At 70.3% G+C, this 24,543-nt stretch carries 20 protein-coding genes; 9 read left to right on the forward strand and 11 right to left on the reverse strand.

The features are described from left to right. Together COGEMETH_RS20230 and COGEMETH_RS20235 are read left to right on the forward strand one after the other, a co-directional pair. A partial coding sequence (locus COGEMETH_RS20230) for a GGDEF domain-containing protein (protein ID WP_238184402.1) occupies positions 1–385 on the forward strand: 385 nt, incomplete at its 5' end. Positions 386–682: 297 nt separating this feature from the next. Beyond that, positions 683–934, forward strand: a complete 252-nt coding sequence (locus tag COGEMETH_RS20235; protein WP_238184403.1) for a DUF6894 family protein — start codon at positions 683–685, stop codon at positions 932–934. Between the two features lie 66 nt (positions 935–1,000). Here the strand turns inward: COGEMETH_RS20235 and COGEMETH_RS20240 are convergent, their stop codons facing one another. The 7 genes from COGEMETH_RS20240 to COGEMETH_RS20270 form a co-directional block, all read right to left on the reverse strand. Continuing rightward, entirely contained in the window at positions 1,001–1,708 is a 708-nt protein-coding gene (locus COGEMETH_RS20240) for a glutathione S-transferase N-terminal domain-containing protein (protein WP_238184404.1), read from the reverse strand. Between the two features lie 143 nt (positions 1,709–1,851). Further along, positions 1,852–3,324: an NAD-dependent succinate-semialdehyde dehydrogenase gene (locus COGEMETH_RS20245; protein WP_238184405.1), complete on the reverse strand. Its 1,473-nt coding sequence runs from the start codon at positions 3,322–3,324 to the stop codon at positions 1,852–1,854. Beyond that, complete coding sequence (locus tag COGEMETH_RS20250; protein WP_238184406.1) at positions 3,317–5,302, reverse strand: acyl CoA:acetate/3-ketoacid CoA transferase; 1,986 nt, start codon at positions 5,300–5,302, stop codon at positions 3,317–3,319. Before COGEMETH_RS20250 ends, COGEMETH_RS20245 begins: the two co-directional genes overlap by 8 nt. Before the next feature lie 127 nt (positions 5,303–5,429). After that, entirely contained in the window at positions 5,430–6,500 is a 1,071-nt protein-coding gene (phaC, locus tag COGEMETH_RS20255; protein ID WP_238184421.1) for a class III poly(R)-hydroxyalkanoic acid synthase subunit PhaC, read from the reverse strand. Between the two features lie 58 nt (positions 6,501–6,558). Further along, positions 6,559–7,437, reverse strand: coding sequence for a poly(R)-hydroxyalkanoic acid synthase subunit PhaE (locus COGEMETH_RS20260; protein ID WP_238184407.1), 879 nt, complete (start codon positions 7,435–7,437; stop codon positions 6,559–6,561). Positions 7,438–7,501: 64 nt separating this feature from the next. Then, complete coding sequence (locus COGEMETH_RS20265; RefSeq protein ID WP_238184408.1) at positions 7,502–8,671, reverse strand: iron-containing alcohol dehydrogenase; 1,170 nt, start codon at positions 8,669–8,671, stop codon at positions 7,502–7,504. A gap of 56 nt (positions 8,672–8,727) precedes the next feature. After that, entirely contained in the window at positions 8,728–10,380 is a 1,653-nt protein-coding gene (locus COGEMETH_RS20270; protein ID WP_238184409.1) for an acetolactate synthase large subunit, read from the reverse strand. 352 nt (positions 10,381–10,732) lie between these two features. On the opposite strand from COGEMETH_RS20270, the gene nadA reads away from it, so the two are divergent. The 6 genes from nadA to COGEMETH_RS20300 all read left to right on the forward strand — a co-directional run bounded on the left by nadA (position 10,733) and on the right by COGEMETH_RS20300 (position 19,518). Next, on the forward strand, positions 10,733–11,755 hold the full coding sequence (gene nadA / locus COGEMETH_RS20275) for a quinolinate synthase NadA (RefSeq protein ID WP_238184410.1): 1,023 nt from the start codon (positions 10,733–10,735) through the stop codon (positions 11,753–11,755). Then, complete coding sequence (locus COGEMETH_RS20280) at positions 11,755–13,269, forward strand: L-aspartate oxidase (protein WP_238184411.1); 1,515 nt, start codon at positions 11,755–11,757, stop codon at positions 13,267–13,269. The genes nadA and COGEMETH_RS20280 overlap by 1 nt, the downstream gene beginning before the upstream one ends. Then, positions 13,266–14,123: a carboxylating nicotinate-nucleotide diphosphorylase gene (nadC, locus tag COGEMETH_RS20285; RefSeq protein WP_238184412.1), complete on the forward strand. Its 858-nt coding sequence runs from the start codon at positions 13,266–13,268 to the stop codon at positions 14,121–14,123. The genes COGEMETH_RS20280 and nadC overlap by 4 nt, the downstream gene beginning before the upstream one ends. A 349-nt stretch (positions 14,124–14,472) precedes the next feature. Next, a complete protein-coding gene (locus COGEMETH_RS20290) occupies positions 14,473–16,707 on the forward strand; it encodes a TonB-dependent siderophore receptor (protein WP_238184413.1) in 2,235 nt (744 codons plus the stop codon). A 266-nt stretch (positions 16,708–16,973) separates the two neighbouring features. Further along, entirely contained in the window at positions 16,974–18,365 is a 1,392-nt protein-coding gene (locus COGEMETH_RS20295; protein WP_238184414.1) for a cytochrome P450, read from the forward strand. A 499-nt stretch (positions 18,366–18,864) separates the two neighbouring features. Then, the gene (locus tag COGEMETH_RS20300) at positions 18,865–19,518 is read left to right on the forward strand and encodes a L,D-transpeptidase (RefSeq protein WP_238184415.1); all 654 of its coding nucleotides are present in this window, start codon (positions 18,865–18,867) and stop codon (positions 19,516–19,518) included. A gap of 97 nt (positions 19,519–19,615) precedes the next feature. On the opposite strand, the gene COGEMETH_RS20305 is transcribed toward COGEMETH_RS20300, so the two are convergent. Next, entirely contained in the window at positions 19,616–20,029 is a 414-nt protein-coding gene (locus COGEMETH_RS20305) for a gamma-butyrobetaine hydroxylase family protein (RefSeq protein WP_238184416.1), read from the reverse strand. Between the two features lie 132 nt (positions 20,030–20,161). Here COGEMETH_RS20305 and moaA point away from each other — a divergent pair, with 132 nt between their 5' ends. Continuing rightward, positions 20,162–21,181 carry a GTP 3',8-cyclase MoaA gene (moaA, locus tag COGEMETH_RS20310; protein WP_238184417.1) on the forward strand — a complete coding sequence of 340 codons (1,020 nt, stop codon included), beginning with the start codon at positions 20,162–20,164 and terminating at the stop codon, positions 21,179–21,181. A 1-nt stretch (position 21,182) separates the two neighbouring features. Here the strand turns inward: moaA and COGEMETH_RS20315 are convergent, their stop codons facing one another. From COGEMETH_RS20315 to COGEMETH_RS20325, 3 genes are all read right to left on the reverse strand, one after another. Next, entirely contained in the window at positions 21,183–21,782 is a 600-nt protein-coding gene (locus COGEMETH_RS20315; RefSeq protein WP_238184418.1) for a nitroreductase family protein, read from the reverse strand. 95 nt (positions 21,783–21,877) lie between these two features. After that, positions 21,878–22,135 (reverse strand): hypothetical protein, encoded by a 258-nt coding sequence (locus COGEMETH_RS20320; protein ID WP_238184419.1) that lies wholly within the window; start codon positions 22,133–22,135, stop codon positions 21,878–21,880. Between the two features lie 124 nt (positions 22,136–22,259). Beyond that, positions 22,260–24,543 (reverse strand): N-6 DNA methylase (locus tag COGEMETH_RS20325; RefSeq protein ID WP_238184420.1); only part of this gene is annotated, 2,284 nt, incomplete at its 5' end.

Here is a 24,543-nt window from a genome sequence, read left to right on the forward strand (position 1 = left end):
CCGCGCCTTCGGGGCGAACCTGCGCGCATATTTCGAGGCGGACGCCCTGTGCGGGCGCTTGGGCGGGGAGGAGTTCTGTATCCTCGTGCCGCATTGCGGCCCTGCCGCCGCACGCATCCACCTCGACGCGCTGCGTGGGCTCGGCGCGCAGACCCGATACACGCTGCTGCCCCCGGAGGTCCCCGTGACGGCGAGCTTCGGTGTCGCGCTCACCAGTGCGGACGAACCGTTCGAGGAGACGCTCCACCGCGCGGATATGGCCCTGTACGAAGCCAAGGCAGCGGGGCGGGACGGCTATCGTTTCGCACCGACGCGTGGCCGAGACGCGGCGGCGGCCGACCCAGTCCGGCTGCGCTCCGTCGAAGGCGCCCGCAGCATGACCTGATCGCCCGGACGGACCGGACGACGCGATAAACCTGCGGGCTCCTCACGGATCGTCATACGACATCCGTTCGATCGCTTCGCGATGAGGATTTCGGCCTCCCTCGGGCGTCGCGCGGGCCTGGCGATACCGCGCCTGATTCGATCGGGCGGACGCGGTATCGGAGGGACGATACGCTTTATTCAAACTGCGGCAGGGGCTCCCGCTTCGCTCTCGTCCGGCGCGACTCGTCCGGTCCGAACTTTATCGGCCGTCCCTTGTTGCCGGGTCGTACAGGTCGGTTCGCGCCGGAGCGTATGGATGCCGCGCTACTACATCGATACCGACGACGACGACCTGCTGGTGGAGAGCGACGGGAGCGAAATGCTCACCAGCCCCGCCGAGGCGCGCAGGGCCGCCCTCGACGCCTTGCCCGACATGGCCCGGGACAAGATGCCGGACGGCGACCACCGCACCTTCCGGGCGACCGTGCGGGACGAGCACGGACGCGAGGTCTACACCGCGACCATGACCCTCGTGGGGACGTGGAAGATCACGCCGCCGGCGTCATAGACCCCGGCGTCGGTCGGCCTATGCGGCGGGCGTCCGTCCGCCCGCCGCCGTCTTGGGGCGTGCCGTTCAGCGCCTGGTGTTGCCCGCATTCTGTCCGAACATCACCTTCTTGGCGTCCTCGCTCATGGTCTTGCCGAAATCCGGGTTGACCTCGGGTGCGCGGGCATAGGCCGCCTTCGTGCCCGCGCGCTCGGCCACGGTGAGGAACCAGCGCTTGAGGTTGGGGTGCTCGTCGAGGTTCTGGCCCTGCTTCTCCCACGGCACGATCCAGGGATAGGAGGCCATGTCGGCGATGCCGTAATCGGCGCCCGCGACGAAGTCCCGGTCGGCGAGGCGCCGGTCGAGGACGCCGTAGAGCCGGTTGGTCTCGTTGACGTAGCGGGTGACGGCGTAGGGGATCTTTTCCGGCGCATATTGGGAGAAGTGGTGGTTCTGCCCCAGCATCGGCCCGAGGCCGCCCATCTGCCAGAACAGCCATTGCAGCGCCTCGGCGCGGCCGCGGAGATCGGTCGGGAGGAAGCGCCCGGTCTTCTCGGCGAGGTAGAGCAGGATCGCGCCCGACTCGAACAGGGACAGCGGGCCGCTGCCCCCGGTCGGATCGTGGTCGACGATGGCCGGCATGCGGTTGTTCGGGGCGATCTTCAGGAAGTCCGCTTGGAACTGGTCGCCCTTGCCGATGTTCACCGGCTTGATCGTGTAGGGCAGGCCCGCCTCTTCCAAGAACATCGTCACCTTGTGGCCGTTCGGCGTCGGCCAGTAATAGAGATCGATCATCGTTCGTCCTCCGCGCTCGCGCGCGTGATGCACCCTCAGCCACCGCAGGTGGGCCTTCGGCTGTAAGGATCAAGCGGGCGGGGGCTCCCCACCCGTGACGCGGCGTCCCGTCCCGGCGCGAGCCCCGTACGGCGGACCGGATCTCAGGCGCCGAGGCCGCCGACGCAGACGTACTTGGCGCTGAGGTAGTCCTCGATGCCCTGGTAGGAGCCCTCGCGGCCGAGCCCCGATTCCTTGACGCCGCCGAAGGGCGCCACCTCGGTGGTGATGATGCCCTCGTTGATCCCGACCATGCCGTATTCCAGCGCCTCGGAGACCCGGAAGGCCCGCCCGAGGTCGCGGGTGTAGAAGTAGCAGGCCAGCCCGAACTCGGTGTCGTTGGCCATCCGGATCGCCTCGGCCTCGTCGCGGAACCGGAACAGGGGTGCCAGCGGCCCGAAGGTCTCCTCCCGCGCCACCGCCATGCCCGGCACCACGTCGACCATCACCGTCGGCTGGAAGAAGGTGCCGCCCAGCGCGTGGCGGTGGCCGCCGGCGATCACGCGGGCGCCCTTGTCCACCGCGTCCTTGATGTGCTCCTCGATCTTGTCGATCGCGGCCGCATCGATCAGCGGGCCCTGCATCACCCCGTCCTCGACGCCGTTGCCGACCTTGAGGGCGTCGGCCGCCTCCGCCATCCGCTGGGCGAACCGGTCGTAGATGCCGTCCTGCACCAGGACGCGGTTGGTGCAGATGCAGGTCTGGCCGGAATTGCGGTACTTGGCCAGCATCGCGCCCGCGACCGCCCGGTCGAGGTCGGCGTCGTCGAAGACGATGAAGGGCGCGTTGCCGCCGAGTTCCATCGAGACCTTCTTGACCGTGCCGGCCGCCTGCTTGAGCAGCACCTTGCCGATCTCGGTCGAGCCGGTGAACGTGATCTTCTTCACCAGCGGGTTGGAGGTCAGTTCGGCTCCGATCTCGCGGGCCGAGCCGGTCAGGATGTTGACCACCCCGTCCGGGATGCCGGCTTCCTGGGCGAGGAGGCCCCAGGCGAGCCCCGAGAGCGGCGTCTGCGAGGCGGGCTTGATCACGATGGTGCAGCCGGCAGCCAGCGCCGGCCCGAGCTTGCGCGCGATCATCGAGGACGGGAAGTTCCAGGGTGTGATCGCCGCCACCACGCCCACAGGCTCCTTGGTGACGAGGACCCGCCGGTCCGGCCAGGGCGAGGGGATCACGTCGCCGTAGACGCGGCGCGCCTCTTCCGCGAACCACAGCACGTAGGCCGCCGACATGCCCACCTCGGCCCGGGCCTCGGCGAGGGACTTGCCCTGCTCGGCCGTGAGCAGCCGGGCGAGGTCCTCCTGGTTCTCGCTGACGAGGACGGCGAGCTTGCGCAGGAGGACGGCCCGCTCGTTCGCGGTCTTGCCGCGCCAGGCCGGATAGGCGGCGTGCGCCGCCTCGATCGCCTGGCGGGTCTCGCCTGCGCCGGCATTGGGCACGGTGCCGACGATGGTGCCGGTAGCCGGGTTGGTGACCGCGATGGTGCCCGAACCCGCCTTGGACCATTCGGCCCCGATCAGGCAGGCCTCGACCAGGAGTTTCGGGTTGCGCAAGGCGGGGGCCTCGGTCTCAGGCATTCGTCGGTTCCTTGGGGGGTACGGGGTCCGCCACGGGCCGGATGGTCTGGCCGCGGGCCTTCTGCGCCTCGGCGCGGGTTTCGAAGACGTGGGGTGCGAGGTCGCGCATCTGCAGGGATGCACCGAGCTTGAGCCGCATGAAGGCGCTCGTCGTGTAGCGCGACGCGGTCGCGTAGTAGCGCCCCTGCAGGTAGGCGATGGTGGAGAAGTAGGCGTCGCTCACCGCCGGATCGAGGTCGAAGCCGTCGTAATTGGCGATCAGGTGCACCTTGCGCCCGATCTCGCGGCAGGTGCGCTCGAACTCGCGGCGGACCAGTTCCACGTCCTCCACGGTGCGGACCTGGAAGCCCTCGAGGTTCGAGAACAGGATGTTGCGCTCGGGATCATAGCTGATCCGCTCTGCAAGAGAGAGGCCGAGCAGCCACGGCTCCAGCCCCATCACCGCATCGCGGAACAGGCGCGGGTCCATCGGCTTGGGGTCGGCCACGATCGGCGCGAAGCCCATCTGGGCGAGGATGTCCCGCTCCACGTCGATGCCGGGCGCGACCTCGACCAGTTCCATGCCCGCCTTCGTGCGGCGCAGGACGCAGCGCTCGGTGACGTAGAGCACCGGCTGGCCGCGCTCGGCCGCGTAGGCGCCCGAGAAGGTGATCTGCTCCACCGCCGCGACGAACTTCTTCGATCGGCCTTCGCGGCGGATCTGCACCTGCCCGTCCTCGATGACCACGTCGAGGCCGTCGGCGGTGAAGGTGCCCGCGAAGACGAGGCTCTTGGCGTTCTGGGAGATGTTGATGAAGCCGCCCGCCCCGGCGAGCCGCCGCCCGAAGCGGCTGACGTTGACGTTGCCCTCCGCATCCGCCTGGGCGAGCCCGAGGCAGGCGAGGTCGAGGCCGCCGCCGTCGTAGAAATCGAACTGCTGGTTCTGGTGCAGCACCGCGGACGGGTTGAGGGCCGCGCCGAAGTCGAGCCCACCCTGGGGCAGGCCGCCGATGACGCCGGGCTCGGCCGTCAGCGTCAGGTACTTCAGCACCCGCTCCTCGGCGGCGACCGCGGCCACGCCCTCCGGCATGCCGATGCCGAGGTTGACCACGCCGCCGGGCGGCAGCTCGAAGGCGCAGCGCCGGGCGATCACCTTGCGGGCATCGAGCGCCATCGGCACGATCCGGTCCAGCGGCACGCGCTGGCGTCCCGTGTAGGCGTGGTTGTAGGCGGTGCCGTAGGTCTGGCGGTGGTTCTCCGGCTCGCTCAGGACCACGCAATCCACCAGCACGCCGGGGATCTGCACCTCGCGCGGGTTCAGGGACCCGGCCTCGGCGATGCGCTCGACCTGGGCGATGACGAAGCCACCGGAATTGCGCGCCGCCATCGCGGCGGCGAGGTTGTCCAGCGTCAGGGCCTCGCGCTCCATCGTGACGTTGCCGGCCGGGTCCGCGGTGGTGCCGCGGATGAGGGCGATGTGGATCGGGAACGCCTTATAGTGCAGCCAGGGCTCGCCCCCGAGTTCCACCAGGCTGACGAGGTCCTCCGTAGTCGAGGCGTTGAGCTTGCCCCCGCCGAGGCGCGGGTCGACGAAGGTGCGCAGGCCCACCTTGGTGAGGTGGCCGGGGCCGTGGTTGGCGATGTCGCGATACAGGTGCGAGACCACGCCCAGCGGCAGGTTGTAGGCCTCGATCCTGTCGTCGAGCGCCAGGGCCGCGAGCTTGGGCACCAGGGCCCAGTGGCCGCCGACCACCCGGCGGACGAGGCCCGCATGGGCGAGCTTGTTGAGGCCACGGTCGCGCCCGTCTCCGGGAGCGGCGGCGAACATCAGGCCGAGGCCGGTGGGGGTGCCGGTGGCCTCGAAGCGGCGGGCGAGCGCCAGGATCAGCTCGTCGGGCGTGCCGATGCCGACGAAGCCCGACACCGCGACCATGTCGCCGTCTCGGATGATGGCGATAGCCTCGTCGGCGCTGACGATCTTGTTCTTCAGGTTGCCCATCGTTCCGCCTCCCCGTCAGCGGCCCTCGACCCCGATCGGTCGCGGGCATCCGCCACGCGCGAGGCGATGCGCCCCGGCGCTGGTCCAGGGCCGATCCGGGAGGCGCGGGCGCCTCCGGCCCGTGGGATCATTCCCGCGCTTCCAGCCACTCGGCGATGCCGGTCCCCAGGAGCGCCTGCGCCCGGCCGCCGACGAAGACGCCGACATGCCCCCCCGGCAGGCCGAGTTCGGTGTAGTCGTCCGTGCCGACCTTGTCCCGCAGGGCCTGCGAGGTGGCCGGCGGGATGATGTGGTCGTCCTTGGCGAAGACGTTGAGCACCGGGCAGGTGATGTCGGCGAGCTTGACGGTGCGCCCGCCGAGTTCGAACCGGCTCTCGAACAGCTTGTTGTCCTGGTAGAGGTCCTTGAGCCACTGCTTGGCCGCCTCGCCCGGATGGTCCGGCCGGTCGGCGATCCACTTCTCCATGCGCAGGAAGTTCAGGAACTTCTTCTTGTCGTCGAGGGCGTCGAGCAGGTCGAGGTTGTACTTGGTCAGGGTGCGCATCGGCGTCATCATCGAGAAGACCGAGCCCATGAGGGCGCCCGGCAGCGAGCCTTGCGACTCGATCAGGCGGTCCACGTCCTCGTGGGTCAGCGAGCGCGTCCAGACGTTGATGAAGCCGTGCCCCGCCCGGCTCTCCCGCGTGTCGCCGTGGAAGTCGATGGGCGTGATCGTCAGCACCATGGCGTTGACGCGCTCGGGGTAGAGCGCGGCGAAGCACGTGGTGAAGACGCCGCCCTCGCAGATGCCCAGCAGGCTCACCGTCTCGCGGTTCGAGGCGTCGGCGATGAAGGAGACGCAGTCGGCGAGGTAGCCGTCGACGTAGTCGTCGATGGAGACGTAGCGGTCGGCCCGGCTCGGGTTGCCCCAGTCGACCACGTAGAGGTCGAGGCCGAGGTTGAGCAGGTTGCGGACCAGGGAGCGGTCCTCCTGCAGGTCGGCCATGGTGTAGCGCCCGATCAGCCCGTAGACGATCAGCACCGGCGTCAGGTTCTTCGATTCCGCCAGCGGCCGGTAGCGGTAGAGCGTGACCTTGTCCTGGCGCCAGACTACGTCCTTCGGGGTGGTGGCGATCTGCACGTCGGCGTCGCGCACCTCCGAGAACAGCCTGGCGCCCTCGCTCATCCGACGGCCCAGTTCGCCGACCTCGGCCAGCATCTCGGCCGGCGTCAGGCTCGGGAGGGCGGCCGCCGCGGCCTTGCGATCGGGGGCGGTCTCAACCATCGGCATTCTCCCGCGCGGATGCGGCCTCGGATCGTTTCGCCTCGGCCTTGGTCGCCGCGGCGGCCGCCCGGCGCAGCGCCCGGACCTCGCGCCGCAGTTCGGTCAGCCCCTTGTGGACGTCGTCCATCTCCACCCGGCTCGGCTGCCCGTAGAGCTCGCTCGTCGCGGCGGCGATCTCCTGCTGGGCGAGCCGCAGGTCCGTGGTGGCCTTGAGCATGGCCCGCTGCGAGGCGAGGAACGCCTCCGAGCGCTGCACGTCCAGGAGCACCGTGTTGGCGGTCTCGATCCACAGGCTCATCATCTCGCGGGCCGACCGGAAGCCCTCGCCCCGCTCAGTCCGCTCGTTGACCAGCTTGGCGAAGGCGCCGGCCGCCCGCGTCCAGCCGTCGAGCATCACCGCGTTGTGCTCGGCCTGGGCCCGCTGCAATCCGCCCCAGGCGGTCGAGAGGGCGCCGAGCTTGCGCTCCATCGTCCAGAGGTCGGCGAGCCGCGGCCCCTCCGCCATCCGGCTCAGGCCCCCGTCGAACTCGGCGCCGCCGCCGAGCCACGCCTTCGGATCGAAGATGCGGGCCAGGACCGCGGTGGCGGTCGGGTCCGCCGTGCCGCTGCCGCGCAGGGTCTCGGCAAGGGTCGTCGACAGGGCCGTGGCCGAGGCCCAGGACATAGCCAGCGCGCTCTGCGCGTCGGCGAGCCCCGCGAAGTCGGTCGGCTGGAGACCGGGCCATGTCGGCATCGCCTGTCCCGGGCCTGCCCCTTGGCCTACCCCCTGGCCCGCCCCTTGCGCGAACGGGGTGCCGGGCATGCCGAGGAAGTTCGTCCCGGCGCGCGCCCAGAACTCGCCCATCGCCTTGAACGCGTCGAACTGGTCCATGCGAAGCCTCTCTCCCGGGACCTGCTTCATTCTCGAACCCCGATCGAACCGGGGCCGTTCTTCCTCAGGCGGCGGCCGCCCCGAGGGCCTCGGCGTAGATGGCGTGGGCATCCGCGTAGGTGACCTCGCGGGGGTTGTTCACCAGCAGGCGCGTCTGCTTCATCGCGTCCTCGGCGAGGCGCGCGAGGTCGGATACCTTGACGCCGACGGCCGAGAGCGAGGCCGGGACCTTGCAGTCGCGGCAGATCGCATCGAGCGCCGTGACGAAGGCCTGCGCGGCCTCCGCCTCCGGCAGGTCGCGGGCGGCCGGGTCGAGGATCGGGGCGAGTTCCGCGTAGAGCCCCCGCGCCTCTGGCAGGTTGAAGCGCAGCACGCCCATCAGCACCAGGGCGTTCGAGAGCCCGTGCGGCACGTGGAAGATCGCGCCGATTGGGTAGGCCAGCGCGTGTACGGCCGCCACGGGGGCGTTGGCGAAGGCCATGCCGGCCAGCATCGAGCCGAGCAGCATGCCCGAGCGGGACTCGACGTTCCGGCCGTCCGAACAGGCGGTGCGGATGTTGTCGGCCAGCAGCGCCAGGGCCTGGCGGGCCAGGCCGTCCGAGATCGGATTCTTCTTGTGGCGGCTGGTATAGGCCTCGATGGCGTGCACCATCGCGTCGATGCCGGTCGCCGCGGTGACGTGGGCGGGCAGGCCGAGGGTCAGCTCCGGGTCGAGCACGGCCCAGTCCGGCAGCAGGCGGGGGGCGACGACGCCCTTCTTCTCGTGGGTGGGCGTGGTGACGATGGCGATGGGCGTCACCTCCGAGCCGGTGCCGGCCGTGGTCGGCACCAGGATCAGCGGCAGGCGCTCCCCTTTCGCTAGGCCGACGCCGTAGATCGAATCGAGGGCGTCGTCCGAGCGGGCGAGGTAGGCGATGAGCTTGGCGGTATCCAGGGCTGAGCCGCCGCCGATCGACAGGACCAGTTCGGCCCCGGTCTCGCGGGCGAGCCGTCCGCCGCTCTCCACCACGTGGCTCGGCGGATCGGCGACCACGTCCTCGAACACGGACAGTTCGCAGCCCGCGTCGCGCAGGGCCGCCTCGGCGTCGCGGGTCAGGCCGGCACCGCGCACGCCCTTGTCGGTGACCAGCAGTACGCGCTTGGCGCCGAACTTGGCCACCAGTTCCGGCAGCTTCTTCACCGCGCCCGCCTCGAACAGGACGTTTGGCGTGGTCTGGAACAGGAAGGGGTTCATGGGGGTGCTCCCGTCTCGTCTATTCGGCGTTCGGTCGGCGCAAGGCCTGGGCGGCGTCACTCCGCCGGCGCGAAATCCCTCACCTTGGCGCGCAGCTCGTCGACCAGCACGCGCGTGTTCTCGGAATAGTCGATCGGCACAGCCACGAGGTGCACGCCGCCGGCGTTGAACGCCTTGTCCAGGGTCGGCACAAGGTCGGCGACCGCCTCGACCCGGTGGCCGCTGGCACCGTAGGATTCCGCGTACTTCACGAAATCCGGGTTCTTGAAGGTCATGCCGTAATCCGGGAACTCGTCCACCGCCTGCTTCCAGCGGATCATGCCGTAGGACGAATCGTCGAGCACCAGCACCACGAGGTTGAGGCGCAGGCGGACCGCGGTCTCCATCTCCTGGGAGTTCATCATGAAGCCGCCGTCGCCGCACACCGCCATGACGCGCCTCTCCGGGTAGAGCAGCGCCGCCATCATCGCAGAGGGCAGGCCCGCGCCCATGGTGGCGAGCGCGTTGTCCAGCAGCAGGGTGTTGGCGACGTAGGTGCGGTAGTTCCGGGCGAACCAGATCTTGTACATGCCGTTGTCGAGGCAGACGATGCCGTCCTCGGGAATGACCCGGCGCACGTCGCGCACCAGCCGCTGCGGCGTCACAGGGAAGCGGTCCTCGCCGGCCCTGTCCGTGATGTGCGTCAGGATGTGCTCGCGCAGGTGCAGCAAGGCGCCGGCGTTCGGGAGCTTGCCTTCCAGCTTGTCGGCGAGCAGCTTCAGGGTCGGCCCAAGATCGCCCACCACCTCGGCGTCGGGGTAGTACACCTCCTCCACGTTGGCCGGCATGTAGCCGATGTGGATCACCTTCTGGTCGGCCTGCCCCATGAAGAAGGGCGGCTTCTCGATGGTGTCGTGTCCGATGGCGATGATGAGGTCGGCCTTGTCGATCGCCTCGTGGACGTAGTCGCGCTCGGAGAGCGCGGCCGTGCCCATATAGAGGTCGGTGCCGCTGGCCACCGTGCCCTTGCCCATCTGGGTGGTGAAGAACGGGATCTGCGTGCGCAGCACGAAGCCGCCGAGGTCGCCGGTGGCGCGGGGGCGGCTTGCGGCGGCACCCAGCATCACCAGCGGGCGCTGGGCCTTGAGGATCATCGCGGCCGCGCGCTCGATCGCGGCCGGGCTGGCGACGGGGAGTTCGATCGGGTGCGAGGGCACCAGATGCGCCTCGGCCTCCTCCGCCGCGATGTCCTCGGGCAGTTCCAGAAGCACGGGGCCGGGCCGCTCTTCCATGGCGACGCGGAAGGCGTCGCGCACGATGGTCGGGATCGAGGCGGCCGAGACGATCTGCCGGGCCATCTTGGTGATCGGCTTCATCGAGGCGATCACGTCCACGATCTGGAACTTGGCCTGCCGCGAGGACAGGATGCCCTTCTGGCCGGTGATGATGATCATCGGCATGGCGCCCAGATGCGCGTAGGCCGCACCCGTGGTGAAGTTGAGCGCGCCCGGTCCGAGCGTCGAGAGGCAGACGCCGGGCTTGCCGGTGAGCCGCCCGTAGGTCGCGGCCATGAAGCTCGCCGCCTGCTCGTGGCGCGTCAGAACCAGTTCGATCTTCGAGGTGCGCAGGGACTCCACGACGTCGAGGTTCTCCTCGCCGGGGATGCCGTAGATACGGTCGACACCCTCGTTCTCGAGGGCCGCGACGAGAAGATCGGAGCCTTTGGCCATGTTCGGGTGCCTCTTCTCGAAACCGGACGCGTCTGGCCGGGACACTCCCGGACCTCGGGCCCTCAACTGCCACAAGGTCGGGCGAATCCGTACCGCGGACGGGCGGAAGAATGACGCTAGCCCGGATTCTGTCACGCATACAGGGCGGCCCGGCCCCGTCGCGAAGCGCGCGTTTACGGGAGCGCAGGCCTTCGCCGACGGCGCATCAGCGCACCGGAGCGGTCCGAGTGCGACGCATCGTGAGGGTGCGTCGCAAAACTGTTATGCTCAGTCTCAGCATATCTGGACAGATGCTCCCGAGGCCCCTACGTTAGGCGACAGAATGCTCAAACTGAGCATAAAGGAGGACGCCATGGCGGCGACCAGTCTCCCGATCCCACGGCCCGGCGCGCCCCTCCCCGGAGGAATGCCGCTGCCCGAGATCTACGCCCGCGTCAGCCGGCACGTCCCGGCCATCGAGTGGCCTGCGCTCGCCCCGGACGTCGAGGCGATCCTCCGGCTCAAGCGCGAGCGCAACGCCGTCATCCTGGCCCACAACTATCAGGCGCCGGAAATCTTCCACACGGTGGCCGACATCGTCGGCGACAGCCTGGCGCTGGCGCGCGAGGCGGTGACGGTCGACGCCGACGTGATCGTGCTGGCCGGCGTGCACTTCATGGCCGAGACGGCCAAGCTGTTGAACCCGGCCAAGACCGTGCTGATCCCGGACATGGCCGCCGGCTGTTCGCTCGCCGATTCGATCACGGCCGAGGACGTGCGCGGCCTGCGCGCCAAGTATCCGGGCGTGCCGATCGTGACCTACGTCAACACCTCGGCCGCGGTGAAGGCGGAATCGGATTTGTGCTGCACCTCCGGCAACGCCGTGGAGGTGATCCGCTCGCTCGGCGTGAAGCGCGTGCTGATGATCCCGGACGAGTTCCTGGCCCAGAACGTCCAGGCCATCCTGCCGGAGGTCGAGATCCTGACCTGGGCGGGGCATTGCGAGGTGCACGAGCGCTTCACCCCCGCCGACATCCGCGAGGTGCGCGAGAGCTATCCCGGCGTCACCGTGATCGCGCACCCGGAATGCCCGCCCGAGGTGGTGGCCGAATCCGACTTCTCGGGCTCCACCGCGATGATGATGAACTTCGTCGTGGAGAAGCGGCCGTCCCAGGTGGTGCTGGTGACGGAATGCTCGATGGCCGACAACATCGCGGCGGCCAACCCAGACATCGAGTTCATCAAGCCCTGCAACATGTGCCCGCACATGAAGCGCATGAGCCTGAAGAACATCCGCCGCGCCCTGGAGACGATGACGCACGAAGTCACCGTCGATCCGACGCTGGCCGACCGGGCGCGCGCCGCGGTGGAGCGCATGCTGGCGGTGCGCACCTGATGAACGCGCATGCCCGCAACCCGGCCGACCGGGTCGTCGTGGTCGGCGCGGGTGTCGCCGGGCTCGGCGTCGCCCTGCGTCTCGCCCCGCGCCCCGTGATCCTGGTCAGCGCCGCGCCGCTCGGCCTCGGCACCGCCACCGGCTGGGCCCAGGGCGGCATCGCGGCCGCGATCGGCGCCGACGACACAGCCGTCCTGCACGCCGCGGACACCGAGGCCGCCGGCGCAGGCCTGACCGATCCGGCGGTGGCCCTGCGCGTCGCGGCCGAGGGCCCGCGGCTGATCGACTGGCTCGTCGGCCTCGGCGTGCCCTTCGACCGCGACGGGGACGGCGCCCTGGCGCTGGGCCTGGAGGCCGCCCACGGCCGCCGCCGCATCGTGCGCTCGGGGGGCGATGCCACCGGCGCCCGCGTGCTGGAGGGTCTCGTCCGGGCCGTCTTCTCCGCCCCCTCGATCGAGGTGGTGATGGCCGGCGTCTGCGACCTCCTGCGCGACGAGGCCGGGGCGGTGGCCGGCGTGGTCTGCGAGCGGGACGGGGCCCGCTTCCGCATCCCGGCCCGCGCCGTGGTGCTCGCCACAGGCGGCGTCGGGGCGCTCTACGCCTCGACCACCAACCCGCGCGGCGCCACGGGCCGCGGACTGGCGCTGGCCGCACGGGCCGGCGCGGTGATGCGCGACCTCGAATTCGTGCAGTTCCACCCGACAGCGATCGCGGTGGGCGCGGACCCGATGCCGCTGGCCACCGAGGCGTTGCGCGGCGAAGGCGCACGGTTGATCGACGAGACGGGTGCGGCCGTCATGGCCGGCATCGCCGGCGGCGACCTCGCCCCGCGCGACGTGGTGGCCCGCGCGATCTTCCAGGCTCTCGGCCGGGGCCGCACGGTCTACCTCGACACCCGTGGCGCCCTCGGCGCCCTGATGCCAACGCGCTTCCCCACCGTCGCCGGCCTCTGCAAGGCTGCGGGCATCGACCCGGCGACGCAACCCATCCCGGTGCGGCCGGCGGCCCATTACCACATGGGCGGCATCCGCGTGGACGGCTCCGGTGCGAGCAGCGTGCCCGGCCTCTACGCCAACGGCGAGGTGGCCTCGACCGGCCTGCACGGGGCGAACCGGCTGGCCAGCAACTCGCTGCTGGAGGCCCTGGCCTTCTCGGGCTTCATCGCCGACGCCCTCGACCCGCCCGCCCCCGGCCAGACCCTGCCGGAGGCTGCGACGGAGCGCGGCGGCTCCGACCTGTCTCAGATCCGCGCGGTGATGGAGACCCGAGTCGGTGTCGTGCGGGATGCTGCCGGGTTGCAGGCGGCCGTGGACCGGCTCGCGCCCATGGCCGAGACCTGCGACGACGCCCTGACCGCCCTGATGGTCGCGACAAGTGCGCTCGGCCGCCGGGAGAGCCGCGGCGCCCATTGGCGCAGCGATTTCCCGCAATCGGCGCCCCCCCGGCACACCGAGACCATCGCGGCCGGGACTCTTCGCGCCGCCGCGCGCAGCCTCGAGGTTCTCGCCCGATGACCGGATCGATCCTGCCCCTGCCCCGCCTCCTGGTCGAACCGGTCGTGCGCGCGGCCTTGCTCGAGGATCTCGGCCGTGCCGGCGACATCACCACGGACGCGATCGTCCCGGCCGACGCCCGGCTGGAGGGTGTCATCGCCGCGCGCCAAGCCGGTGTGATCTCAGGCGTCGACGCCGCAGCGATCGCCTTCGCCCTGATCGACCCGGCCGTGAAGGTCGAGATCGTCCTCGGGGACGGCGCCCCGGTCGCCCCCGGCGACGTGGTGATCCGGCTGTCGGGCCCCGCCCGCGCCATCCTCACGGCCGAGCGCGTCGCCCTCAACCTGCTTTGCCGGATGTCCGGGGTCGCCACCGCCACGGCCGGCCTCGTCGCGGCCGCCAAGCCCCACGGCAAGGCGTCCATCGTCTGCACCCGCAAGACCACGCCCGGCCTGCGCGCGCTCGAGAAGCACGCGGTGCGGGCGGGCGGCGGCTCGAACCACCGCTTCGGCCTCGACGACGCGGTGCTGATCAAGGACAACCACGTGGCGGTCGCCGGCGGCATCGTGCCGGCGATCGAGCGGGCCCGCGCGCGGGCCGGGCACCTCGTCAAGATCGAGGTCGAGGTCGACACCCTGGCGCAACTCGAGGAGGCCCTCTCGGTCGGCGCCGACGCCGTGCTCCTCGACAACATGACGCCTGAGACCCTGGCCCGCGCCGTGGCGATGATCGACGGCCGGGCGCTCGCGGAAGCCTCGGGCCGCATCACCGTCGAGACGGTGGGCGCCGTGGCCGCCTCGGGCGTGGACCTGATCTCCTGCGGCTGGATCACCCACAGCGCGGCGATCATCGATCTGGGCCTCGACGCCGCGTGACGACGGGGACGTGTCTCAGTTCAAGATTCGATCCGGCTCGACCGGCTGCTGCCGATCTGACCGGGGCGCGGATCGGATGTCTCGAAGTACCGCGTTCGGGGCACGCGACTTCCGGAATAGATCCGGCCGAGCAGCGTTATATTTTGCTGAGGCGAGTGGCGCTCGGCACAAGAGGATGATTGCGCCATAGCGGCATTCATGTCGTCACAAACCAAGCCCAGCTTAGAACGCCTTCAGATTTGAAGCGCTCTAAGTGTGTGGTTTACAACACGTTTTCGGCTTGCCAGGGAGTCCGTGAACGGCAATCAGCATGGGAATGCGCCGCTCAAGGCGCGTGTCAGCGTGCCCCATGTCGAACCGCCACTCCCTTCTCGCTCTGCTCCTGGCTACGACCTGCCTCGGTGGGACCGCAGCGGCACAGGACACCAGCGTGCAGCTCGATCAGCTCTCGGTCGAGGCCACGGCGCCGGGGCCGGCTTTGGGCGGAAGCGGCGGCAACCTCAGCCGCGGCGACGGCGGCACGGCTGCCACGAGCGGCGGCGGCGGCGGACCTTCCGGGATCACCGGCTACACGGCCCGGGTCGCCACGGCCGCGACGAAGACCAACACCCCGCTGATCGAGGCCCCGCAATCGGTCTCGGTCGTCACCCGCGAGCAGCTCAACGACCGCAACGTCCAGACCTTCGCCGACACCGTCGCCTACATCCCCGGCGCCGCGACCGCGCGATCGGGCTTCGATCCGCGCTTCGACCAGATCTTCATCCGCGGCTTCGACGTGCTCACCAACCAGGGCATCTACCGCGACGGGCTGCGCGTGATCGGCAGCGGCTTCGCCTACCCGAAGACCGAGCCCTACGGGCTGGAGGCGGTCACGATCCTGCGCGGCCCGGCATCGGGCCTCTACGGCCTCGGCTCGCCCGGCGGCATCCTCGACGCAACGAGCAAGCGCCCGGTCTTCGTGCCCTTCGGAGAGGTGCAGTTCCAGGCGGGCAGATTCGACCGCTTCCAGGGCAACTTCGACCTCGGCGGCCCGCTCGAGGGCTCGGACGGCACCATGGCCTACCGCCTCACCGGCGTGCGACGGGAGGCCGGCACCTTCATCGGGCTGGGCACGAACGACGACCAGTTCAACATCGCCCCGGCCTTCACCTGGAAGCCGTCGGCCGACACCACGCTGACGTTCCTGAGCGAATTCCAGATCACCAACACGCCGGCAACGACCTTCTTCTACAACGATCCCGGTTTCCGCGTGAGCAAATACTACATGGGCGATCCGCGCTTCGCCGGCCTCGACCAGACGCAGTACCGGGTCGGCTACGCCTTCGAGCACAAGTTCACGCCGGACCTGATCTTCCGACAGAACTTCCGGCACTACGGCCTCTTCCTGAGCGCGAAGTACGTCGATATCAATTCCATCAACGCGGACCGCTCGGTCGCTACGCGGGACAACGGCTACCAGCGCAACGGCCTCGTTCAGCAGACCCTGGACAACCAGCTGGAGGGGCACTTCGCCACCGGCCCGGTCGCCCACACCGTGGTCGGAGGCGTCGACTACGCCCGCTACAGCCTGACCAGCCGTTTCGGGAGCTACTTCGGTGACAGCGTCGCGGTCCCGGACCTGAACCTCGTCACGCGCAACTACGGCCAGCAGTTCATCGCGACGCCGCCCCTCGGGGCCACCGGGCGCCAGACCCAGGACCAGGTCGGCGTCTATCTGCAGGACCAGGCCAAGTTCGGCAACTTCATCCTGACCGTGAACGGGCGCTACGATTCGGTCTTCCAGGACAGTCGCGCCACGCCCGACAGCACGGTCTCGCGCCAGGACAACACCGCCTTCACCGGCCGCGTGGGCTTGGGCTACGTCCTGGCCCCGGGGCTCGTGCCCTATGCCAGCTACGCCACCACCTTCACGCCGCAGGTCGGCCTCGATCGGAATGGCCAGGCCTTCAAGCCGGCCACGGGCGACCAGATCGAGGCGGGGGTGAAGTACCTGATCCCCGGCACCAACATCCAGACCGCGTTCGCCGGCTTCGACATCGTCCAGTCGAGCATCCTGCGTACCGATCCGACCAGCATCACGTTCCAGTCCGCCAGCGGTGCCGTGCGCTCGAAGGGGTTCGAGGTGGAGGCCACGGCCAACCTGGCGCCGGGCACGAACCTGACGATCGCCTACACGCATGTCGACATCCGCTTCCTGAGCCAGACCGCCTTCGACGCAAGCGGCAACACCGTCTCCGCCGACGGCAACCGTGTCTCTGGCATCCCCAGCGACACCTACGCCTCGTTCCTGACCTACGCCTTCCCGCCGTCCTCGGCGCTGCGCGGTCTCCAGATCGGCGGCGGCATCCGCTACATCGGCACGAGCTACGCGGACGACCTGAACACGGTGCGAAACACGGCCGTGACGCTCTACGACGCGCTGGTCGCCTACGACTTCGCGGCGCTCGATCCGAAGTACAAGGGCTTCCGCGCACAGCTCAACGGCTACAACATCTTCGACCGCAACTACACCACCTGCTCGTTCGGCTTCTGCAACCGCAACCAGCCGGCCACCGTCATCGGAAGCTTGATCTATCGCTGGTGATGGGTCTGGCCATACCTGACCGAACGCCGACGGGCATTCCGTTGCAGGCGTCGATCGCAGATGCCGCGAGGCAGGCCGCGGTCGAACGATGCGAACATTCGTTCAGGCATCCGTATGAACGGCCGCGTTCCTCGCATCGCGGATCGTCAGCCGAATTTCAAAGGGAAGCCCACCGGTAGGAAGCGGCCCTTGCGGCACCCTAGCCCCTCGGCGATAAGCGGGCGATCGGACCTCCGGCCCGATCACGCCGCCCGCGAAGCGACCGCATGACCAGCCCAGCCACGGTCCTACCGGCGCCGCCCGCGCGAGCGGCGGAGGCGCCCATCCCCGGCATGCCGCCGCGGCCGGCCAAGCGCCTCTCCACCCTCGCGCTGCTGAGGACCGTGGCGACGAATTCGCTGGCCGTCTGCGACGAGGAACTGTTCGACAAGCTGTTCGTGGCCCGCCGCTACGTCGCCCACCCGGTGTTCTTCGTCAGCGACCCGGCCGCCATCAAAGAGGTCCTGATCGACCGGTTCGACAACTACCCCCGCGTCACCTCGATCCGGCGCCTGTTCGAGACCGACCTGCGCACGGGCACGCTGGCCAGCGAAGGCGAGACCTGGCGGCGGCACCGGCGCGTCGCGACCCCGACCATCGACCCTCGCGCGATCCGGCCGGACGTTCCGGCCCTGATCGCGCTCGCCGAGCAGACCGCCGACCAGATCGCGGCGGCCGACCCGTCCGTGCCGATCGACATCGAGCGCTGGGTCGGCGGGCTCTCGACCCTGCTGTGGAACCAGGTCGTCACCGGGGGCGACCCGGCCGGCATCCCGATCCTGCGCTGGCTCTCGAAGGTGCCGCACAAGCCGCGCTCCATCGACCTGATCCCCAAGCCCGCCTGGCTTGCCGAGCGCCTCGTACACCACCGCCGCGACCCGGCGCTGCCGCTGCTCGACGCGCAGCTGCACGCCATGATCGAGGCACGCCAGGCCGAGGGCTATGCCGGCTCCCAGGACCTGCTCTGGCGCCTCGCCCATGCCCGCGACCGGCAGACGGGGGACCTGCTCCCGCGGGACGAGGTGCGGGACGAGGCCGCGAGCCTGATCGCGGGCGGGGCGGCCTCGGTGCGGGCGCTGACCTGGATCTGGTATCTGCTCGCCCTGCACCCGGAGGTGGAGGCCCGCTTCCACGCCGAACTCGATGCCGCAATGCCGGGCCGCGCCCCAGAGCCCGACGACCTGACCCGCCTGCCCTACACCCGCAGGGTGCTGGACGAGGTGATGCGGCTCTATCCGCCGATCCCCGCGATCCTGCGGCAGGCGGCGGCCAAGGACGAATTGTGCGGCCACCGGGTGCCGCGGGGCGCGTTCGTCGCCGTCATGCCCTGGATCGTCCACCGGCACCGCAAGCTCTGGACCGATCCGGACCGCTTCGATCCCGAGCGGTTCACCGAGGCGAACAGTGCGGGGCGCCCACGCTTCTCCTACATCCCCTTCGCCGTCGGCCCGCGGGTGTGCATCGGCGCCTCCTTCGCGATGACGCAGATGCTGAGCGTGATCGCGGTGCTCGGCCGGCGCTTCCGCTTCCGCCTCGCCTCGGACGGGCCTGTCGTCCCCTTCGGCGGCATCAGCCTGCAACCCAAGGGCGGCCTGCCCGTGCGCGTCGAGCGCCGCTGACGCGTATCGGTCGACAAAGGAAAAGCGCGTCCCTCGCCGAGGAACGCGCTTTCAATAGGTGGCCCGCGGTCTCAGGGAACGGGCGACGGCAGCCATAGCCGGAGGTGGCGCTGCCTGCATCCGTGCGAGCGGGCATCTTGAATACAAACGCTGCCGGGTGTCGCCCGCCCAACGACCTTGCCTTGCGGCTGGATAGACCCGCAGACCAGGCCGGGATCATTGCCTCGCCGGTGCCGCATTTGCGCCATGTTCACAGGCGCCGCGTCGATCCCGGAAACCCGCGTCGCCGCACTGCGGATCGCCGAACGGTCCGGCGCTTACGGCAAAGCTGCCACAGTGTGGCCATCGAGTCACGACGGGGTCGGATCGGTCGCCCGGGCCGGTTTTAGGCTTGGCTTTAGCCCCCCGTCGTTTACCCCTTGGCGACGCTCGGTCCGGCATCGTGCCGCCAGTTATCCACCGTGTTCCCACAGACCTCGCCTGCCTTCGAGAGGCTTTGATGCGCCGTTCCGTCCCCGCCCTCATCGGGTTCGCCTGCGCGGTTTCCGCATGGGCCGCGCCCGCGCTCGCCTACGAGATCGATCCGCTGACCCGTCAGCCCCTCGACAACGCCCTGTCGGTGCGCGTGCGCCCGCAGGCGGTGGCCGTGCCCACCGCCAACGCCTCCCTCAACACCGCCGACCCGATGGCCTCCGCCGTGCCGCAGATGTCGGCGATCGCCCGCGAGACGGTGGCCTATAACGGCCCCTACGGTGCCGGCACCATCGTCGTCTCCACCGCCGAGCGGCGGCTGTACTACGTCATGGGCGGCGGCCAGGCGCTCCGCTACGGCGTCGGCGTCGGCCGGCCGGGCTTCACCTGGGGCGGCGTGCAGACCATCACGATGAAGAAGGAATGGCCGGACTGGCGCCCGCCGTCGACCATGCTGCGCCGTCGTCCCGACCTGCCGCGCTTCATGAAGGGCGGCATCGAGAACCCGCTCGGCGCCCGCGCGATGTACCTCGGAGGCTCGATCTACCGCATCCACGGCTCCAACGAGCCGGAGACCATCGGCACCGCGGTCTCCTCGGGCTGCATCCGCATGGCCAACGAGGACGTGATCGACCTCTACACCCGCGCCAAGGTCGGGACCCGGGTCGTCGTCCAGCGCTGACCGCGTCCGGGCTTTTTCGGGCCCGGGAGCGAGGGCGAAATCGAATGATCGAAAGGGCCGGCTTGACCGCCGGCCCTTTCACGTTTCCGCCGATGCTTCAGTGGCACCCGCACCCGGTCCCGCAGCCCGCCTTGGCCGGGGCGGTGCGCGCCGTCTCGCGGTCGAGGCCGCGCTCGGCCAGTTCGGCGAGGTAGGTCTGCCAGCGGCTGCCGTACTCGCGGCCGAGTTCGTAGAGGTAGCCCCAGCCGAAGATGCCGGTGTCGTGCATGTCGTCGAAGCCGAGCTTGACCGCGTAGTTGCCGACCGGCTGCACCGCGAGGATCGCGACCGCGCTCTTGCCGCCGATCACCTTGCGCTCGGCCGGCGAGTGCCCCTGCACCTCGGCCGAGGGGCTCGACACCCGCAGGTATTCCGCCGGCAGGGCGAAGCGCCCGCCGTCGTCGAAGGCCACGTTGAGCACCCGCTTGTCGGCGGACAGGCGGATCTCGGTCGGCCAGCGTTCCTCGCTCACGTGAGACTCCTTGTCTGGTATCCCAGGCAGCGCTTGCCCGGATGCCTCCACCCCATCATATGCCGATCCATGCTAGGTTCGTCACGAGACCGCACAGCGGAAATCACGTCGCAGAAGAGTTCCGAGTCCCGCATGTGGAGTCCGCGCACCGACGCCGCCGCGCCGTTGGTCGACCCGTTCCAGCGGGCGATCACCTACCTGCGCATCTCCGTCACCGACCGTTGCGACCTGCGCTGCGTCTACTGCATGTCCGAGGAGATGCAGTTCCTGCCCAAGCGCGACCTGCTGACCCTGGAGGAACTGGAGCGGCTCTGCGGCGTGTTCATCGCCCGCGGCGTGCGCAAGCTGCGCATCACCGGCGGCGAGCCGTTGATGCGGCGCGACATCATGCACCTGTTCCGCGGCCTGTCGCGGCACCTCGACGCGGGCACGCTCGATGAACTGACGCTGACCACCAACGGCACCCAACTCGGGCGCTTCGCCGGCGAGTTGGCGGCCCTGGGCGTGCGCCGCGTCAACGTCTCCCTCGACACCCTCGACCCGCAGAAATTTCGCGCGATCACCCGGCGGGGCGACCTCCAGGTGGTGCTCGACGGGATCGCGGCGGCGCGCGCTGCCGGCATCAGGGTCAAGATCAACGCGGTCGCGCTCAAGGGCGTCAACGAGGACGAGATCGCCGGGATGGTCGCCTGGGCCCACGGGCTCGGCATGGACATGACGCTGATCGAGGTGATGCCGCTCGGCGAGGTCGAGGGCGACCGCACCGACCAGTTCCTGCCGCTCTCGGTCGCCCGCGCCCGGCTGGAGAGCCGCTACACCCTCACGCCGCTCCCGGACCGCACGGGCGGCCCGGCTCGCTACGTTCGGGTGGAGGAGACCGGCGGACGCCTGGGCTTCATCACGCCGCTCACCCACAATTTCTGCGAGAGCTGCAACCGCGTGCGCCTGACCTGCACGGGCAAGCTCTACATGTGCCTCGGCCAGGAGGACGCGGCCGACCTGCGGGCGGCCCTGCGCGCCTCGCCCGACGACGCCCTGGTGACGCAGGCCGTCGTCGAGGCCATCTCCCGCAAGCCGAAGGGCCACGACTTCGTCATCGAACGCCAACGGCCGGCGGCCGTGCCGCGGCACATGAGCGTCACGGGCGGCTAGGTCAGTCCTCGCGAGCCGGGAACCCGCCCGGGAAGGCGAAGTCGCCGATCGGCCGGCGCCCGTTCGGGGTCTCGTTCACCCGCTGCTCGTCGCTGAGGTCGTCCTGCGCCACCGCGCGGCCGACCGCGTAGGCGGCCTCGACCCGATGCCGCTCCGGCACGTTCAGCACGCCCGGCGCCCGGGCGTGGTCGAAGCCGCCCATGCCGTGGGCGTGCCAGCCTTGGCGGATCGCCTGGAGCTGGAAGGCCATCGAGGCCGCGCCCGCATCGAGGGAATGGCTCCAGGACGGCTTGAGGTCGTCGCCGACTTTCATGCGTTCGTTCGAGACCAGGAACAGGATCGCACCGGTGTCCTTCACCCAGGTCCGGTTTCCGGGCACGATCAGGTCGAAGAACGCGTCCCAGTGCGGGCCGTCGCGCAGGGCGTAGAGGAAGCGCCAGGGCTGCGAGTTGTAGGAGGACGGCGCCCAGCGGGCCGCCTCGATCATCCGCAGCAATTCGGATTCCGGCAGGGCCTCGCCGGTGAAGGCGCGGGGCGACCAGCGTTCGAGGAAGAGCGGGTCGATGTCGTGATCGGGGCAGCGCGAGGTCTGAAGGGTCAAGGATGCGGTCTCCGCAGGTGTCCGGCGCGGCACGCCGGAGGATGGAAGCGCCGAGCTTTGCCCGAGCGCCGGGCCGGCTGGCAAATCCAAGCCCGTCAGCGCCGTCCGTCGAGACCACCGAGGCGGGCGAGCCGCCCCTCTTCGACGTGGAGGCGGGCCTCGTCCACGGCCCTCGCCAGATGGCGGACGCGCCAGCGCCGATAGGGCGCCAGCAGGCGGCTTCCGGGCAGTCGGCTGCGATGGTGATGGAGCCGGGCGAGAAGGCCGGGCAGGCAGGCGCCGGCCGCCTCGCCGGTGGCGACGGCGATCTCGCGCATCCGCCTGTGCAGGGCAGCGCGATGATCTTCCTCCACGTCTGGCTCCTCGTCTGCGGGTCGGGCGGCACGCGGCGTCACCGCGCGATCGGCGCGGTCGACGGCGCCGTCGCGGACCCTCGCAGAGATAGACGGCTGCCGGCCCCAGCCAAGGGGCACCCGGTCAGGCGTCGACGGGCTCCGCAGTCCCACGCACGGCATCCGCCCCCGTGGGCGCCTCGATCGGCGGCCCGTTCGGGTCCGGGCCCAGAAGGGCCGTCACCAGGGCGTCGATGCGGCCGGCCACCCCGTCCGCCCGCAGCGCATCACGGATCGCACGGCGCGCCCGCTGGAACGTCGCCCCCTCCGGCAGCGCGACCGCCCCGGCCACGCCCTCGGCGGCCCGCGCTTCGGCCGCGAGCGCCGCGTGGACCGGCTCGCCGGCATCGAACCGCGGGATCGGCAAGGTGAACATCAGCTTGTCGAAATGGCGTGCGCCCTGTTCGCCGCGCGCCTGCATCGGCGCGACGCGCGCCCTGGCCGCTTCGCTGTTCAGGACGGCGACCAGATAGTATCCTTCGCTCTCGTCGCGCGTCTCCGTCCAGTAGACGGCATGCTCGATGACACCGACAGCCTCGCGCACGAGTACGGCGGCCGGTTGCACGCCGGAAGCCGCGAACATGACGCGCAGGCCCGCGATCGGGAACTGATTGGTCAGGCCGCGGTGGAAGTCCCACCGTTGCGTCAGGGTCCGGTTGCCCGCGCTTTGCTGCATCCACAGGGCTTCGGCTCTCCTGAGCCACGTAGCCAGACGCAGGAAGCCGCGGTCGCCCGCTCGGACCGCATCGACCATGGTGTCGGCCGGCACGACCGGTATGATGCCTTCGACCGTTCGGAGCACCCGGAAGGGAGCGATCGATTCGCCCAAGTAGACGGGCCGGAGGAAATCCCGCTCGATCGAGCCGTGCAGGGACTCCAACGCCTTGTATCGGGGGTCTTCGAGCGACGATCGCCGGCTCCGAACCATCGGCGCCGCTTGGTTGATACCCAGCCGTCCCGGCTCAGCCCTCTCCACCAAGCACAGCATGCGCGGGACCAGGGTGGCGCCCTGTCGAAACCGGGTGCGGTAGGGCGATTCGGCCACGAAATCGACTGGCGGCGGAGCCGGAGCGTCGAGACGCCGGAGGAAGCGGTCGGCCAATTCCTCCGGCGCGTCCTTGAAGGGCAGGCGTCCGGCAAACGCCGTCACGCGTGCCGGGGTGGCCTGCGGGGCGCCCGCCGTCACGGTGGCGAAGAGGACGCAGGTGGGCACGCGAAACAGGGGCGCGACCGCCTGATTGTCGAGCACCCAGGCCTCGGTGAAGGCGACGTCGACCCCGGTCCAGGCGGCGGTGCGGAAGGCGCGGTACTGGCCGCGGCTCAGGACGGCGAGGGGCAGGACCATGGCGACGCGCCCGCCCCGCCGGCCGCGGCCGGGCCTGCGGGCGTAGAGTTCGGCCGCGCGGGCGAAGAACAGCCCGGAGAGGTCGGTCTGGGTGACGAGGCGGGCCTCGTCGGGGCCGACCCAGATCCCGAGCCGCCGCGCCGTCTCGCGAAAACGGGCCTGCATGTCGGCCGACATGAAGCGGTAGGACAGCCAGGGCGGGTTGCCGATGACCACGTCGACCCGTGCCCCGTCCGAGATCGCCACGGGACGGCTGAGGTTGCGCGCGAAGAAGCCCCAGACGTGGTCGCGCCCGGCCCGGCGCAGGCGGTCGTAGGTGGCATAGGTGCTGCGCAGGGTGTCGAACTGGTCCGGAGGCACGCCGAGCGCCGCGAGGCCGCGGACGAAGGCTTCGGGCGTCCGGCCGTCCTCGCTGGCATCGTGCATGTCGGCGACTACCCGGTCGAACAGGGCCGGATCGGCACAGAGCGGGAGGGGAAAGCGCAGCAAGGGCGCGCCCTTCTTGCCCTCGCGCGGATCGCGCGGCACCTCGACGACGAGGTCCTGCTCCAACCCCTCGCGCCGGACGTTCCATTGCAGCGCATCGCCCAGATAGACCGGCAGCGAGATGTCGCCGTCGCGGTTCAAGAGCGCCTCCCCGAGGGCGAGCAGGTAGGTGACGCGGGCGAAGATGACGGCGACGGGATGCACGTCGAGCCCGGTGACCGTGGCGCAGCAGCGCGCCGCCACCGCCTCGGCCGGGACGCCTTCGGCGACGAGAGCATCGCGCTTGAGGCGTATGGCGTGGAACAGGAAGCTGCCGGAGCCGCAGGACGGGTCGAGGCAGGATTGCCGCGCCGGCGCCTCAAAGGCCCGGCGCACCACCTTCCGGGCCAGCCAGTCCGGCGTGTAGTACTCGCCGAGGTCGTGGCGCTGCTCCGGATCGATCAGGGATTCGTAGAGGACCTTGAGCAGGTCCACGTCGACGCTGCCCAGGTCGAACCGTGCGGCATGGGCCGCCAGGCTCGCCACGACGGCCTCGCCG

This window comes from Methylobacterium trifolii, from assembly GCF_022179685.1.
GTDB classification, from domain to species: domain Bacteria; phylum Pseudomonadota; class Alphaproteobacteria; order Rhizobiales; family Beijerinckiaceae; genus Methylobacterium; species Methylobacterium trifolii.